This window comes from Pseudomonas chlororaphis subsp. aurantiaca, assembly GCF_013466605.1.
Lineage (GTDB): Bacteria > Pseudomonadota > Gammaproteobacteria > Pseudomonadales > Pseudomonadaceae > Aquipseudomonas > Aquipseudomonas chlororaphis_I.
In genome coordinates this window covers 6,817,037-6,832,439 of sequence record NZ_CP059162.1, presented here as the reverse complement: position 1 = coordinate 6,832,439, position 15,403 = coordinate 6,817,037, and the positions used below count along the sequence as shown (strand labels likewise).

General features: G+C 66.7%; 13 protein-coding genes. 5 read left to right on the top strand and 8 right to left on the bottom strand.

What is annotated here, in order from left to right; translation table 11 throughout:
* Nucleotides 1–155 precede the first annotated feature (155 nt).
* The gene (locus tag H0I86_RS31380) at nucleotides 156–782 is read right to left on the bottom strand and encodes a LysE family translocator (RefSeq protein ID WP_180923341.1); all 627 of its coding nucleotides are present in this window, start codon (nucleotides 780–782) and stop codon (nucleotides 156–158) included.
* A gap of 145 nt (nucleotides 783–927) precedes the next feature.
* Here H0I86_RS31380 and H0I86_RS31375 point away from each other — a divergent pair, with 145 nt between their 5' ends.
* A complete protein-coding gene (locus H0I86_RS31375) occupies nucleotides 928–1,401 on the top strand; it encodes an Lrp/AsnC family transcriptional regulator (protein ID WP_180925942.1) in 474 nt (157 codons plus the stop codon).
* 141 nt (nucleotides 1,402–1,542) lie between these two features.
* Here the strand turns inward: H0I86_RS31375 and lpdA are convergent, their stop codons facing one another.
* The 7 genes from lpdA to H0I86_RS31340 all read right to left on the bottom strand — a co-directional run bounded on the left by lpdA (nucleotide 1,543) and on the right by H0I86_RS31340 (nucleotide 8,955).
* Nucleotides 1,543–2,943, bottom strand: coding sequence for a dihydrolipoyl dehydrogenase (gene lpdA / locus H0I86_RS31370; RefSeq protein ID WP_180923340.1), 1,401 nt, complete (start codon nucleotides 2,941–2,943; stop codon nucleotides 1,543–1,545).
* A gap of 223 nt (nucleotides 2,944–3,166) precedes the next feature.
* Nucleotides 3,167–4,099, bottom strand: a complete 933-nt coding sequence (locus H0I86_RS31365; protein WP_009051663.1) for a phosphatidate cytidylyltransferase — start codon at nucleotides 4,097–4,099, stop codon at nucleotides 3,167–3,169.
* 1 nt (nucleotide 4,100) lies between these two features.
* Nucleotides 4,101–4,724: a lysophospholipid acyltransferase family protein gene (locus H0I86_RS31360; protein WP_180923339.1), complete on the bottom strand. Its 624-nt coding sequence runs from the start codon at nucleotides 4,722–4,724 to the stop codon at nucleotides 4,101–4,103.
* A 9-nt stretch (nucleotides 4,725–4,733) separates the two neighbouring features.
* Nucleotides 4,734–5,189: a hypothetical protein gene (locus tag H0I86_RS31355; RefSeq protein WP_180923338.1), complete on the bottom strand. Its 456-nt coding sequence runs from the start codon at nucleotides 5,187–5,189 to the stop codon at nucleotides 4,734–4,736.
* Nucleotides 5,179–6,522 (bottom strand): phosphatase PAP2/dual specificity phosphatase family protein, encoded by a 1,344-nt coding sequence (locus tag H0I86_RS31350; protein ID WP_180923337.1) that lies wholly within the window; start codon nucleotides 6,520–6,522, stop codon nucleotides 5,179–5,181. The genes H0I86_RS31355 and H0I86_RS31350 overlap by 11 nt, the downstream gene beginning before the upstream one ends.
* Entirely contained in the window at nucleotides 6,522–8,279 is a 1,758-nt protein-coding gene (locus H0I86_RS31345) for a bifunctional alpha/beta hydrolase/class I SAM-dependent methyltransferase (RefSeq protein ID WP_180923336.1), read from the bottom strand. The genes H0I86_RS31350 and H0I86_RS31345 overlap by 1 nt, the downstream gene beginning before the upstream one ends.
* A 10-nt stretch (nucleotides 8,280–8,289) precedes the next feature.
* Nucleotides 8,290–8,955: a CDP-alcohol phosphatidyltransferase family protein gene (locus H0I86_RS31340; protein ID WP_180923335.1), complete on the bottom strand. Its 666-nt coding sequence runs from the start codon at nucleotides 8,953–8,955 to the stop codon at nucleotides 8,290–8,292.
* A 240-nt stretch (nucleotides 8,956–9,195) separates the two neighbouring features.
* Here H0I86_RS31340 and hflK (H0I86_RS31335) point away from each other — a divergent pair, with 240 nt between their 5' ends.
* Genes hflK (H0I86_RS31335) through H0I86_RS31320 form a run of 4 tightly spaced genes read left to right on the top strand, consistent with a single transcriptional unit; the run spans nucleotide 9,196 to nucleotide 15,162 of the window.
* Nucleotides 9,196–11,163, top strand: a complete 1,968-nt coding sequence (gene hflK / locus H0I86_RS31335) for a protease modulator HflK (protein ID WP_180923334.1) — start codon at nucleotides 9,196–9,198, stop codon at nucleotides 11,161–11,163.
* Nucleotides 11,160–12,206: a protease modulator HflC gene (gene hflC / locus H0I86_RS31330; protein WP_180923333.1), complete on the top strand. Its 1,047-nt coding sequence runs from the start codon at nucleotides 11,160–11,162 to the stop codon at nucleotides 12,204–12,206. The genes hflK (H0I86_RS31335) and hflC overlap by 4 nt, the downstream gene beginning before the upstream one ends.
* Nucleotides 12,203–13,261: a protease modulator HflK gene (gene hflK, locus H0I86_RS31325; protein ID WP_180923332.1), complete on the top strand. Its 1,059-nt coding sequence runs from the start codon at nucleotides 12,203–12,205 to the stop codon at nucleotides 13,259–13,261. Before hflC ends, hflK (H0I86_RS31325) begins: the two co-directional genes overlap by 4 nt.
* On the top strand, nucleotides 13,258–15,162 hold the full coding sequence (locus H0I86_RS31320; RefSeq protein ID WP_180923331.1) for a cation-translocating P-type ATPase: 1,905 nt from the start codon (nucleotides 13,258–13,260) through the stop codon (nucleotides 15,160–15,162). The genes hflK (H0I86_RS31325) and H0I86_RS31320 overlap by 4 nt, the downstream gene beginning before the upstream one ends.
* The last annotated feature ends 241 nt before the right edge of the window (nucleotides 15,163–15,403 follow it).

Below are 15,403 nucleotides of genomic sequence, written 5' to 3'. Positions count from 1 at the left end.
TTTTTGCCCGCCTGAATGAGGCAGGACGCAAGCTTTTGTAGCCGCTGCCGCAGGCTGCGATAAGGCCGCAGGCCTTCAGCGATCTTGCGGCCTTGCGCGCCCTGCGGTCGCGATCGTCCGAACGCGACCCGAGCCTGCGGCAGCGGCTACAGAGTTCAGGCCTGTTGCACGAAAGTCAGGCGCAGGGCGAAGCCGATCAGCAGGCTGCCGAACAGCCATTGCTGGACCCGCTGGGCGGTGCGGTTGTGCGCCAGCCAGCGACCGATCCAGGCGCCGGCCAGGGCGTAGGCGCTGTCGAACAGCAACCCCACCAGCACCAGCAGCAGGCCGAGGCTGGCGAACTGCGCGGCCACGGGGCCGGCCTGCGGGTCGATGAACTGTGGCAGCAACACCGAGCAGAACAGCAGCGCCTTGGGGTTGAGCAGGTTCGTCAGCAGGCTGCGGCGGATCGCTTCGCGCCAGCGCAGGGCGCTCGCGGCCTCGCCGTTTTGCAGGCTGGGCAGCAGGTTGGCCCGCAGGCACTGCACGCCGAGCCACAACAGGTAGGCGGCCCCGCCCAGGCGCACCACCTCGAAGGTCCAGGGCGCGGCCTTGAACAGCGTGGCCAGGCCCAATGCCGCCAGCGCCACATGGCAGCCCCGGGCAATCGCCAGGCCTGCCGCGGTGGCCAGCGCCAGGCCCTTGCCCTGGCGGGCGCCGGTTTGCAGCAGCAGGATCATGTCGGGGCCGGGCAGCAGATAGACCACCGCCAGCGCCAGGAAAAACATCCAGAGTTGTGCCACCTTGCCACCCCTTTCGTTGTCGATTCGGTAGCCAGAGTCTAGGGCCGAAGGGCAGGGCAGGTGCTTGCGTAGTCAGCCAGCAAGAGGGCGGAAATTGGCATAATCTTCCTCCTGGACATGGAGTGACTATCGGAAAATGCCAAAGATGAAACTGGACGCCTACGACCGCAAGATTCTCGCCGCCCTGCAGCGCGACGGCCGCCTGAGCAACGTGCAACTGGCTGAGGAGATCGGCCTGTCGCCCTCACCCTGCCTGCGCCGGGTACGGATGCTGGAAGAAGCCGGGGTGATTCGCGGCTACCAGGCCAACCTCGATCGCGATGAAGTGGGCCTGGGGCTGACGGTGTTCGTCGGGGTCAAGGTCGAACGGCACACCGACGAGCATTCCGAGGCCTTCCACAAGGCGGTGACGGCGCTGTCGGAGGTGCTTTCGGCGTTCCTGGTGTCCGGCGAGTCGGACTTTCTGCTGCAGGTGGTGGTGCCGGACCTGCGGGCCTACGACCGCTTCCTCACTGGCAGCCTGCTGAAACTGCCGGGCGTCAGCGATATCCGCAGCAACTTCGCGATCCACACGGTGAAAACCCCCGGGGCGCTGCCGCTGGGGCATTTGCCGACCTGACGCGATCATCTGTAGTCGCTGCCGAAGGCTGCGATCGCGACCCAAGGGCGCGCAGGGTCTGAAGATCGCTGAAGGCCTTCGGCCTTATCGTCCGAACGCGGCCCGAGCCTGCGGCAGCGGCTACAGGGGCGGGACCGGGGGTTACATCTGCGTCGCCATCCCCTCGACATCCATCGCCGCCTGGCGCAACGCCTCGGAGCGGGTCGGGTGTGGGTGGCAGGTCAGGGCGATATCTTCGGCCGAGGCGGAAAACTCCATGGCCACGCAGTATTCGCCGATCATTTCGCTGACGCTCGGTCCTACTAAATGCACGCCGAGGATTTCATCGGTCTGCGCGTCCGCCAGGACCTTGGCGAAACCTTCGGTCTCGTGGTTGATCTTGGCCCGGCTGTTGGCTGTGAAAGGGAACTTGCCGGCCTTGTAGGCCCGGCCCTCGGCCTTGAGCTGCTCTTCGGTCTTGCCGACGCTGGCCAGCTCGGGCTTGGTGTAGATCACACTGGGGATCAGGTTGTAATTCACTTCACCGGCCTTGCCGACGATCTGTTCGATACAGGCCATGGCCTCGTCCTCGGCCTTGTGGGCAAGCATCGGCCCGGACGTGACGTCGCCGATCACCCACACGCCGGGGGCTTCGGTGCGGTGCTGGCGGTTGGCGAGCATGCCGCGCGAGTCGGTGCTCAGGCCGACGTTCTCCAGCCCCAGGCCCTGGGTATAAGGCCGGCGCCCGATGGCCACCAGCACGTAGTCGGCTTCCAGCAGCTGCGCCGTGCCGCCCGCTGCCGGTTCGATACTCAACTGCACGCCGTTGGCCGAGGTGCTGGCGCTAGTGACCTTGGTGCCGAGCTTGAAGGCGATCCCCTGTTTGCCCAGGGCCCGTTGCAGGGCCTTGCCGGCTTCGCCATCGACGCCGGGGCAGATGCGGTCCAGGTACTCGACCACCGTCACCTGGGCCCCCAGGCGCCGCCAGACCGAACCCAGCTCCAGGCCGATCACCCCGGCGCCGATCACCACCAGGTGCCGGGGCACCTCGCTGAGGGACAGCGCGCCGGTGGAGTCGAGGATGCGCCGGTTGTCGATCTCAACCCCGGGCAGCGGCGTCGGTTCGGAGCCGGTGGCGATCAGGATGTCCTTGGCCTGCAGCCGGGTCTTGCCCCCGGCGCTGTCGGTCACCGTGACCTGGCCCGGGCCGTCGATATGGCCCCAGCCCTTGATCCAGTCGACCTTATTCTTGCGAAACAGGAACTCGATGCCCTTGGTCAGGCTCGCCACGCTGTCGTCCTTCTGCTTCATCATCTGGGCCAGGTTGAGGCTGGGCTTGACCTCGATGCCCAGTTCGGCGAATTCCTTGCCCATGGCCGCGTCGTACAGCTCCGAGGCATGCAGCAAGGCCTTGGACGGCATGCAGCCGACGTTCAGGCAGGTGCCGCCGAGGGTGGCGCGGCCTTCGACGCAGGCGGCCTTGAGCCCCAGCTGGCCGGCGCGAATGGCGGCGTTGTAGCCACCGGGACCCCCACCGAGGATGACGACGTCGTAGCTGCTCATGGCTGTTCTCCTGCAATCGCAAAGAAGGGATTTAAAGGTAGTCGAGCAAAAAATTATGACCGTAATATGAGCGTGCGAAGGGCGGACGGTCAAGGAGAGCTATTCACATTTCCTGTAGGAGCGAAGCTTGCTCGCGATACGGCCAACGCGGTTCAACGGCAAGACTGCGTCGATACCATCGCGAGCAAGCTTCGCTCCTACAGAAGAAGAGGGGGCGGAGTGTTCAGGTCCACCAGTAGCGCACGAGGTGGAAGAAGATCGGCGCGGCGAAACACACCGAGTCCAGGCGGTCGAGCATGCCGCCGTGGCCTTCGATCATGTGGCCCCAGTCCTTCACCCCGCGGTCGCGCTTGATCGCCGACATGACGATGCCGCCGGCAAAACCCAGCAGGTTGATCAGCAGGGCGATCAGGAACGACTGCCAGATAGTGAACGGGGTGATCCACCACAGCGCGCCGCCGATCAGCGAGGCCAGCAGGATGCCGCCGACAAAACCTTCCACGGTCTTGGACGGCGACAGCCGCGGGGCGATCTTGCGTTTGCCGAAGAGTTTTCCACAGACGTACTGCAACACGTCCGACATCTGCACCACGATCACCAGGTAGGCGATCAGCAGCAGGTTGCGCCCTTCGTAGCCGGCGATGTCCAGGGTCAGTAGCGCCGGGACGAACGACACGCAGAACACCGCGATCATCAGCCCCCACTGGACCTTGGAGGCGCGTTCCAGGAAGTGCGTGCTGTCGCCGCCCAGGGACGCGAGGATCGGCAGCAGCAGGAACACATAGACCGGGATGAAGATCGAGAACAGCCCGTACCAGTCGAAGTAGATCAGCAGGTATTGCACGGGCAGGGCCAGGTAGAACGCCGCCACCAGCGCCGGGTAGTCGCTGCGCCGGGTCGGCATCAGGGTCAGGAACTCGCGCAGGGCGTAGAAGGACACGGCGTAGAACAGCAGGATCACCGCGCTGGTGCCGAGCCAGAAAGCGACGCCGATCACCAGCACCATCACCCACCAGGCGTTGATGCGTGCGTTGAGGTTGTCGATCACCGAGCTCGGCGCGCCGCGGGTCCGCAGCTTGAGCAGAAAACCGATCAGCGAGGCCAGCACCAGTACCGCGCCGATCCCGCCGAACAACATCAGGGTTTGCCTATCCATCTCAAGAATGCTCCGGGGCCATGGCCAGCAGCGCTGCGCGGCTGCGTTCGAGGAATTGCTCTTTGCTTTCGCCGTCCTCGAGGGACAGCGGCGCGCCGAAGCTGGTGGTGCACAACAGCGGTAGGGGCAGGACACGGCCCTTGGGCATCACGCGGTTGAGGTTGGCGATCCACACCGGGATCACCTGGGCCTGTGGATAACTTTTCGCCAGGTGGTAGAGGCCGCTCTTGAACGGCAGCAGGCCTTCCTCCTCCAGGTTGCGCGTGCCTTCGGGGAAGATGATCAGCGAATCGCCGTTGGCCAGGGCGTCGAGCATCGGCTGCAATGGGTTATCCACAGGCTCCTTGCGCTCGCGGTCGATCAGCACGCCGTTGAACACCCGGTTGATGATGTAGCGGCGCAGTGGGTGGGCCTGCCAGTAATCGGCGCCGGCCACTGGCCGCGTCACCTTGCGCAGCGCGGGCGGCAGCGAGGCCCAGAGCAGCACGAAGTCGCCGTGGCTGCTGTGGTTGGCGAAGTAGATGCGTTGCACCGCCTGCGGCCCGCAGCCGAGCCACAGGCTGCGCGCTCCGGTGATGGTGCGGGCGGCGGAGGTGATGAGGGTGGCGACCAGGGGTTCGAGCATGAGAATTCCTTATCCGGCGATGGCCAGCCAGGGGCTGGCCAGGATGAAGCCCAGTGTCAGCAGTACTTGCGCCGCCAGCAGCCAGGCCTGGCGACGCAACAGGTTGAGGGCGCCGCGGCTGCGTTGTTGCCACGGGCGGCCCCCGGCGGTCGCCGGTTGCAGGCCGAGGGTGCTCAGCGCCTGGTCCAGCGCTTCGCTGCGCTCGGCCAGCGGCAGCGGGCTGTCCGCCACCCGTTGGAACAGCTCGGCGTCGAAGGCTACCCGCAGCGCCCAGTACTTTTGCAGCACTCCCAGGACCAGCAGGGCGACGCTCAGGGCTATGGCCCAGGGGGCGGACGCGCCGAGCAACCATTGACCGAGGCCGAGCAGGGTGCCGAGCAGTGTCAGGCCTGTGGATAACAGGTCCAGCGAATGCCCGCGGCGCAACAGGCTCGCCACCGTATGCAGTTCCATATCAGTGGCCATGCACCTTCCCCTGGGCTGTGGATAAAGGCTCCAGGGCCCGGCGGTGCGCGGGTTGCAGGACGATCTGCGGGCGAGCGCGGCGGACCTGCACGATGGCCGCATCGACGCTGTCGGCGCGGCCTGTGTACAACAGCCAGGCGGCCACCGCGGTGGCGCTGCGCGAATAACCCAGGGCGCAGCAGACCAGCAGCGGCGCGTGCTCGCGCAGACTTTCGATGGCTTGTGCGGCCTCGCGGCATTGCGCGGTGGTGGGCGCGGTCAGGTCGAGCACCGGCACGCTGCGATAGGCCAGGTGGCGGCCGTCAACGGACAGCTCGGCACACAGGTCGACCACCGCGCTGAACGGGCTGTCCTGCAGCTCGCCCGGGGTTGGAATGCGCCCCAGCCAGACGTTATCCACAACCTCGTCGGGCTGTGGATGCTTGCGTGTCCACAGCCGGGAATTGATCCAGGCCACCGCCAGGTATGGCGCCAGCAGCCAGCGCGTGGCGTTGCCCAGGCGGCCGTCCGCGCCTTTCTGGAAACCCTTGGCGTCGAACAGCCCATAGTCCAGCGCCACCAGCAGCAGGGCCATGGCGGGCCACAGCAGCCACAGCCAGGTTCCGGCGAAGGCCAGGGCCGGCACGGCAAACAGCAGCGCCCCCAGGGCATAACGCAACGCCAGGCGCCAGCGCTGGCGATCGCGAGCCAGGCGCAGGTTCTGCAGCATGCCGGGACGGTCCAGCGGCCACAGCCAGACGCACAGCCAGCCGGCCAGGGCGCCTGTGGGCACGTCGATAAAGTGGTGTTGATAAGTGGTCAGCACCGACACGCCAATCAGCGCGAACCAGCCGTGCACCAGCCAGCGCCAGGCGCCCTGGACATGTCGCGCGTAGCAGACCCACAGCACCACCAGCAGCGCGATGTGCAGCGACGGCGCCTGGTTGAACGGCTTGTCGAAGCCGGCCAGCACGTCGAACAGCCAGCCGAACAGGCCATCCAGTTCCGGGCGCTGGAAGGTGAAGCGCAACGGCCAGAGCAGGAAGCAACTGACGGCGATGACTTGCGCGGTCAACAGGCGCAAGGCGTGGCGCTTGAGTTCTTCGCGGCTGGTGGGCAGCAGCAGGGAAAAGCCGTACAGCAGGTCGATCGACCAGTAGGGCACGATGCTCCAGGCCCAGAACGGCATCTGCCGCTCCCAGTCGAACACCAGGCTGCCGACCTCGGTCCGTTGCGAAGTGACCCAGGTGGCGAAGCCGTAGGTGCCGAAAAACAGCGGCGCCAGCAGCAACAGCCAGAGCACCGCGGGTTTCAGCAGGCCGGGCTCGCGGGTGTAGGTCGCGGCGACCGTCATCATTGCACCCGCTGCGCCAGCGACACGCTGAAAATGCCCCACTGATCGACGCGCAGGGTGATCCGGCGGAACCCCGCCGCTTCCACCAGCTGGTCCATCTCGGCCTGGGTCCGCCGACGCATCACCCAGGCCTGCCCCGCGCGGTGGCTGGTCAGGGCGCGGGCGATCAGTTCCAGCTGCGGGTGCCACGGCTGCCCGGTGTAGACCAGGTAACCACCGGGCTCCACGGCGGCGGCCAGGCCCGCCAGGGAGGCGCTGACCATCTGGTTGTCGGCGAACAGTTCGTACAGGCCGGACACCACCGCCAACGTCGGCTTGGGCTCCAGGGCCGAGAGGTCATCGCGGTCGAAGGCATCGGCCTTGACGAAGCGGGCAATCTGGCCCAGGCCCTTCTCGGCGATCAGCGCGCTGCCGTCGCGCACGTTGATGTCGCTGTAGTCGCGCAGCAGGATCGACTCCGGCAGCGGGCTGACGCCCTGCAAGGCTTCGAGAATGTAGCGCCCGTGGCCGGCGGCGATGTCGACGATGCGCACTTCGCGCTGCTCCGAGCGCAGTTTCTCCATGGCCAGGCGCAGCAGTTCTTCCACATGCAGCTTGCGTTGGCGAATGCCGCGCCAGCCGATGGAGTCCAGGTAGTTGCGGTCGATCATCCGGCCCAGGGCCGAGGTGCCGGTCGCTTGGTTGCGGTACACGTAGTCCAGGGTGCTGCCGGAGTCGAAACCGGTGTCGAAACCCAGCTTGACCCCGGCCGAGAGCCGGCTGCCCAGGCGCATGCTGGCGCGGGTCAGGCGCCAGTAGAGGTCGCGCGGGGAGTTATGCGGCAAGGGCGCCGCCAGCGCCTCGGATTCGGCGCAGGTCAGGCCCAGGCGGTCGGCGTCGAGCAGGGAAGGGCGGTTCAGCGGCCGCGCGAAGTTCTGCAGGATGAATCGCCGGGCGCTGGCGACGGTCGGGGCCCGGGCCTTCTCGCCGAGGGTGTCGTGGAAGAAGCCCGGCAGGATGTGCTTTTCTTTGTGCAGGCTGCCCAGGCGCTCGAAGAACTGTTCCTGGGGGCGGCGATGGACGACGAAGTCGGCGCCGGAGATCAGCAGCTGGGTCGGCACCTGGATCGCCTGGGCGTCAGCCACCACCCGCTCGGCGGCTTCGTACAGGCCGAGCAGCACGTTCACCGAGATCGCCTTGGTGATCAGCGGATCGCTGTCATAGGAGGCCACGCGTGCCGGGTCATGGCTGAGGAAGCGCGCCTTGACGTAGCTGTTGACGAAAAAGTTGCCGCGAAACCGCCGCATCAGCGCCAGGCCCGGGCGGGCGAAAGGCACGTAGAGCTTGACCTTGAACGCCGGCGACGCCAGCACCTGGGCGCGGATGCGCGGTGCGTAGTCGTGGACCCAGGTGGCGGCGATCACCGCGCCGACGCTCTGGGCCACCACGGCCATGTGTTCTTCGTCGATGCCGTGGCTGGCCCGCAGGTGATCGCAGAAGGTCTGCACGTCGCGCACGCTGGTGGCGAAGCTCGGGCTGTCGCCCCGGGCGCCGGGCGACTGGCCGTGGCCGCGGGCGTCCCAGGCAAAGAAATCGAAGGCCGGCAGGTCCAGTTCGTCCACCAAATGGGCAATGCGCGCGGAGTGTTCGTGGCCACGGTGGAACAGCAGCACGGCCTGGCGCGGGCCGTCCGCGGGGGCGGCGATGGCCGGCCAGTGGCGGTAGAACAGCTCGACGCCGTCGTGGGTGGTGAAGGTCTGGTGGAGAGCTTCGCGCATGGCAACTTCCTTATTCCGAGGGGGCGTTTTGCTGCACTTGTTGTGGTGCTTCTTGTTGTGGCACGTCTTGCTGTCGTGCTTCGAGCAGGCCCTGGCGAACCCGGTTGATCAAGGTGTAGACCAACAACGCGGCAACCACCGCCAGCAGGCCATTGATCCAGGCGGCGCTGAGCCAGCCCAGGGCGATGCCGGTGGCCAGCACGCCGAGCACGAACGCCCGGTCGCTCTTGCCCATGGGGCCGTCATAGCGGCGCGAGGCGCCGATCATCGGCCCGAGCACGCCAGCGTATTCGCTGAACAGCCCCAGCAGGGTCACCAGCACGACCAGCGGCAGGCTGACGCCGGCAATCAGCGCGAAAGGCAGGATCAGCGCGCTGTCGGCGATCACGTCGCACAATTCGTTGAGGTAGGCCCCCAGGCGCGATTGCTGGCCGAATTCCCGCGCCAGCATACCGTCGATGGCGTTCAGCGCCATGCGCAGGATCATCCACAGCGGGATCAGGATGAACAGCCAGAGGTGGTTGGCGAAACTGCCGATCAGGGCGCCCACCAGCACCGAAATCACCCCCGCCAGCACGGTGATCTGGTTGGCCGTGGTGCCGTTGTCGTACAGGCGCTGGACCCATGGCCGCAGCAGGTTCTGGAAGCGCGGTTTGAGTTGGTAGATGGAGAGCATGGCTGGACGTTTCCTTGTCACAAAGTGGGCCACGGATTATGGCCACAGATCTCGCGGGCTGGCATCAGCGCAGCAGCGGTTTTCCCTGGCTTTGTGACGCATCCATGGCAAATAAAGGCATAGGTAAGCGACGAAAATTTCACTACTATCGTTATATCGTAACGATTTGTGACAAATACAGTGGCCTGTCGGAGAGTTATCCACAGGCCGGAACGGGTTAACGACCAGCGTTGGGGTGGTATGCAAGTCGATCTTGAGACTGAAGGGGCGGGGGTCGAAGCCTTGCCGAGGTTTCAGCGGGCGGCCTTTCACGAGCGCCGTCTGAAGCGTTGGGGCATCGGGCTGGCGGGGCTGGCCGGGGTAGGGCTGGTGCTGGCGTTTTTCGTCGGCCTGTTTGCCCCGCAATCCTTGTGGCCGGCGTTGCTGGTCAATCTGGCGGCGGCTTTGCTGGTGCTGGTCGGCGGCCTGCAGGCGGCGGGCTGGGTCAGTGCCTGGCGCACGGGTGCGTTGCGCGCGTCAGATATGGCGCCGGGCCCGGAGCCGGTTGTGGACGAACCCTTGCCCGATGACGGTTGGTACGAACGCTTGCTGGACGGCATCAGCCAGCGGTGGTCCGGATGGCTGGCGCAGATCGGCGCGCCGACCTTGTGGCTGAGCGGCTGGGCCTTGCTGGCGCTGCTGGTGATCGAGCAGGCGTGGAACCTCGACCTGCCCGCCGCGGCCCTGGGCCTGGCGGGCAATGTCGGTGCGGTGCTGGTGCTGTTGCTGGCCTTCGGCTTGCTGGTGTTCGAGCGCCAGTTGAGCCAGGAACACCCCGGCGAATGGCCGGAAGCCGCGGCGCTGGCGCAGTTGGCGCGAGTGGCGATCATCAGCCTGGTACTGGCGGCGCTGTGCCTGTTGTTCAGTAGCGATACGGCGCTCTGGCCGGTGCGCCTGGGCGTGCTGATCGGCGTATTGCCGGCGTTGGTGGCCTTGGAGTTCCTGCTGCGTGCGGTGCTGTCGTTGTTCAGCCCGCGCCGTACGCAACTGGAGCCGCGCATGCTGGCCCACAGCGTGATCGCCGACCTGTTGCGCTGGCCGCCGCAGCCCTTGCTGGCCTTGCAGCACGAACTGCACAACCGCTTCGGCATCGACCTTCGGCAGATCTGGGCCTTCACTTATATGCGCCGGGCGTTCCTGCCGGTGCTGCTGGTGGTGCTTGGGGTGGGCTGGCTGCTCACCGGCCTGCATGAAGTGCCGTTGCAGGGGCGGGGCATCTACGAGCGTTTCGGCAAGCCGGTAGCGGTCTTTGGCCCGGGTTTGCACGCGGGTCTGCCATGGCCGCTGGGCCGGGTGCTGAGTGTCGAGAACGGCGTGGTGCATGAACTGGCCACCAGCGTCGGCGAGGCGCCCAGCGTGATCGAACCGGCGCCGGCCGAAGGGCCGCCGCCACTGGTGGCCAACCGCTTGTGGGACGCCAGCCATGTGAATGACAAGTCCCAGGTGATCGCCAGCGGCAGTGCCGACAAACAGAGCTTCCAGATCGTCAACATGGACGTGCGCTTCGTCTATCGCATCGGCCTGAGCGATAAGGCGGCGCTGGCGGCGACCTACAACAGCGCCGACATTCCGATGCTGATCCGCAGCACCGCCAGCCGCATCCTGGTCCACGACTTTGCCTCGCGCACCCTCGATGGCCTGTTGGGCGAAGACCGTGGCAGCCTGGCCGAGGATATCGGCCGCGCGGTGCAGGCCGACCTGGAGAAACTCGACAGCGGGGTGGAGATTCTCGCCACCGTGGTCGAGGCCATTCACCCGCCGGCGGGCGCCGCCAATGCCTATCACGGTGTCCAGGCCGCGCAGATCGGCGCCCAGGCGCTGATTTCCCGCGAGCACGGCGCGGCCAGCGAGCAGACCAACCAGGCGCAGTTGCAGGCCAGCATCGCCCGCGACCAGGCCCAGGCCACGGCCCATGAAGTACAGGCCACGGCGCAAGCGGCCGGCCTGCGTTTCAGCGCCGAACAGAAGGCCTACGCCAGCGCCGGCCAGGCGTTCGTGCTGGAGCAGTATTTGAGCCAGCTGAGCCAGGGCCTGCGCAACGCCAAGTTGCTGGTGCTCGATCATCGCCTGGGCGGCGCCAACGCACCGACCCTCGACCTGCGTACATTCACTTTGCCGACCGAGCCTTCGGTGCCGGGTAACACCGCTCAGCCAGGAGCCGTCCATTGAGCCAGTCCCATTCCCACGATCATCAGGATCACACCGGCCACGATCACGGCCACGGTGGCTATCACCATCACGGGCACCATCATCACCACCACGGCGCGTCGGAAGAGGCGGGGCCCTTTCCCTGGCGGCGCATGGCCTGGGCGCTGTTGTTGGTGCTGTTCGCCATTGCCGCGGCGAGCCTGGTGCAAGTGCGTTCCGGCGAGGCCACGGTGATCACCCGTTTCGGCAACCCGGCGCGCGTGCTGTTGGAGCCGGGCCTCGGCTGGCGCTGGCCGGCACCGTTCGAGGCGGCGATCCCGGTGGACCTGCGCCTGCGCACCACGTCCAGCGGTTTGCAGGATGTCGGCACCCGCGACGGTCTGCGCATCATCGTCCAGGCCTATGTGGCGTGGCAGGTGCAGGGCGATCCGGACAACGTGAAGCGCTTTATGCGCGCGGTGCAGAACCAGCCGGACGAAGCGGCGCGGCAGATCCGCACCTTTGTCGGCTCGGCCCTGGAAACCACCGCCAGCAGTTTCGACCTGGCCAATCTGGTGAACACCGACGCGAGCAAGGTGCGCATCGCCGACTTCGAAGCCCAGTTGCGCAAACAGATCGAACAGCAGTTGCTGAGCACCTATGGCGTGCGCGTGCTGCAAGTCGGCGTGGAACGCCTGACCCTGCCCTCGGTGACCCTGACCGCCACCGTCGACCGCATGCGCGCCGAGCGTGAAACCATCGCCACCGAACGCACGGCCATCGGCAAGCGCGAAGCGGCGCAAATCCGTTCCGCCGCCGAGCGCGATGCGCGCATCGTCCAGGCCGACGCCACGGTGAAAGCGGCGGATATCGAAGCCCAATCCCGGGTGCAGGCGGCGGAGATCTACGGCCGCGCCTACGCCGGTTCGCCGCAGCTGTACAACCTGCTGCGCTCGCTGGACACCTTGGGCACTGTGGTGACCCCGGGCACCAAGCTGATTCTGCGCACCGATGCGGCGCCATTCCGGGTGCTGGTGGACGGGCCGCCGACCCTCGGTAATAAAGCCGCCGGGTCGCAACCATGAGTTTGGTTCCACGTGGAACACATGAACTTGGCAGCCCGTGGATTCAGGCCGGTCGCCTGGCGTTTCTCGCTCTGTACGCGGTGACCGTACTGGCAGCCCTGGCCTGGGCGTTTTCCAATGTGCGACAGATCGATCCACAGAACCGTGCGGTGGTCCTGCATTTCGGTGCGCTGGACCGCATCCAGAACGCCGGCTTGTTGCTGGCCTGGCCGCAGCCGTTCGAACAGGTGGTGCTGTTGCCCGCCGCGGACCGGGTGATCGAGCGGCGGGTGGAAAGCCTGCTGCGTTCCGATGCGGCGTTAAAGGGTGACAAGGTGGCAAGTTTCGCCGTGCCCCTGAGCGATGCCCTGGCCGGTTCCGGTTACCTGCTGACCGGCGACGCCGGGGTGGTGCAGCTGGATGTGCGGGTGTTCTACAAGGTCACCGAGCCTTATGCCTTCGTGCTGCAGGGCGAACATGTGTTGCCGGCACTGGATCGGTTGGTGACCCGCAGTGCCCTGGCCCTGACCGCCGCCCGCGATCTCGACACCATCCTGGTGGCGCGTCCGGAACTGATCGGGGCCGACAATCAGGCCGCCGAGCGTCGCGAACGGCTGCGCGGCGATCTGGTGCAAGGCATCAACCAACGGCTGGCGGATCTGGCGGCGACCGGGCAGGGGATCGGCATCGAGGTGACTCGGGTCGACGTCCAGTCCAGTCTGCCGGGGCCGGCGGTCAGCGCTTTCAACGCGGTGCTGACCGCCAGCCAGCAAGCCGACAAGGCGGTGGCCAACGCGCGCACCGAAGCCGAAAAACTCACGCAAACCGCCAACGAACAGGCCGACCGCACCTTGCAGGTGGCGCACGCCCAGGCCGGTGAACGCCTGGCCAAGGCCCAGGCGGATACCGCGACCATCCAGAGCCTGGCCCAGGCGCAACACAACGGCACCGACCCGGAAATGCTCCTGCGCATCTACCGTGAACGGCTGCCGAAGATTCTCGGCCAGGCCGGCTCGGTGACCACGGTCAATCCCCAAGACGATTCCCGCCTGATCATTCAGGGAGCCCAACCATGACTGCCCACACCCATGCCGCCGCGCCGGCGAGCATGCTGACTTCCGCTGAACAACGCAGCGCCGCGCGCCAGCTGACCCTGGCCATGCTGGCCCTGGGGCTGCTCGGCCTGGGCCTGGTCTGGCGCTGGCTGGCCCCGGAGCAGACCGGTGTCAGCCAGTTGCTGCTGGGTTTTGCTTCGTTGCTGGTGGCGCTGCCGGTGATGCGTTCGGCCTGGTACAGCCTGCGTTACCCGAGCCTGCACGGCATCACCGACCAGTTGATCGCCCTGGCCATGCTCGGTGCCTGGGCCACCGGCGACCTGCTGACCGCGGCGCTGTTGCCGATCATCATGATCTTCGGCCACGTGCTGGAAGAGCGCAGTGTCATCGGTTCCCAGGAAGCCATTCATGCTCTGGGCCGTTTGACCCGCAGCCATGCGCGCCTGGTGCAGGCCGACGGCAGCATTGGCGAGGTGGACAACGCCACGCTCAAGGCCGGCGATATCGTCGAGGTGCGCGCCGGCGACCGGGTGCCCGCCGACGGCCTGGTGCTGTCCGGGCAGGCCAGCCTCGACACTGCGCCGATCACTGGCGAGTCGGTGCCGCTGGAGGCCGATGTCGGCATGCAGGTGTTCGGCGGGGCGATCAACCTCGACGGCCTGTTGCGCCTGGAAGTGACCCGCACCGGCCACGAATCGACCCTGGGCAAGGTCATCGCGCTGATGCAAAGCGCCGAGCGTTCCAAGCCGCCGATTACCCGTTTGCTCGAACGTTATGCCGGCAGCTACATGGTGCTGGTGTTGCTGCTGGCGGCGGTGACCTGGTTCATCACCAACGATGCCCAGGCGATGCTCGCGGTGCTGGTGGCGGCCTGTCCCTGCGCCCTGGTGCTGTCCGCGCCGGCCACGGCGATTGCCGGAATCGCCGTGGCGGCGCGTCACGGCATCCTGATTCGCAGCTCGGCGTTCCTCGAGGAACTGGCGGACCTGACCTCGCTGGTGGTGGACAAGACCGGCACCCTGACGTTCGGCACCTTGCGCCTGCAATCCATCGACAGCCCGCAGGAAGACCGCCAGGCCTTGTTGAACCTGGCGGCCAGCCTCGGTTCGGCCAGCAGCCATCCGGTCAGCCGGGCGCTGGCCGGGTTGGTGGCCCAGGAGCATTTCCTGGTGTTGTCGGATATTCGCGAGCGCCAGGGCCTCGGAGTAGTAGCGCAGACCGAGCAGGGCGAAGCGGCCCTGGGGCGGCCCGAGTTGTTCGGCCAGCTCGGCATCGCCACCACGGCGGTGCCCGAACATGACGGACCGATTGCCGGGCTGGCATTGAACGGTGACTTTCTCGCCTGGCTGTTGCTGGCCGACAGCGTCAAGCCGGAGGCGCGTTTTGCCCTCGACGAACTGCGTGACCTGGGGCTGGGTCGCCAGCTGTTGCTGACCGGCGACCGCCAGAGTGTGGCCGACAGCCTGGCGCGGGATGTCGGCATCGGCGATGTCGAAGCCCAGGCGCTGCCGGAAGACAAACTCAAGCGTGTGCTGGGGGAAATCGACAGCGGTTTCCGGCCGATGGTGGTGGGCGACGGGATCAATGATTCCCTGGCGCTCAAGGCGGGCGTGGTCGGTGTGGCCATGGGGGCGGGCGGGGCGGACATTGCCCTGGCATCGGCCGATATCGTGCTGATCGGCAGCGACCTGCGGCGCCTCGGCACCTGTGTGCGCCTGAGCCACCAATGCCGCCAGACCCTGCAAGTGAATGTGATCATCGGCTTGGGCTGGACCCTGGCCATAGTCGCCTTCGCCGCGTTTGGCTGGCTCGGCGCGGCGGGGGCGATGATCGCGGCGGTGCTGCATAACCTCAGCACCTTGCTGGTGCTGGGCAATGCCGGGCGTTTGCTGCGTTTCCAGGAGCCGTTGCTCAAGTTGTAGGAGCGGAAGACGGCGGCGCTGAGGGAGCGCCGCTTGTGGCTGTTGCCAGCCTTCGAGTCACGACCGGTTGCTTCTATATATAGAGGCGCAGGAGAGCCGGGGGCGGGAAGCGCGGGTTTGAGCGCTTGCAGCTAGAATTAAACCAGGTCGAACTGTGGACCCGCCTGGCGGTCATCTGTGAAGAGGGCCCAGCTCCCGGGACGGTCGGCTGGCTGTTCACCAGGGATTGTTGCAATGCCGG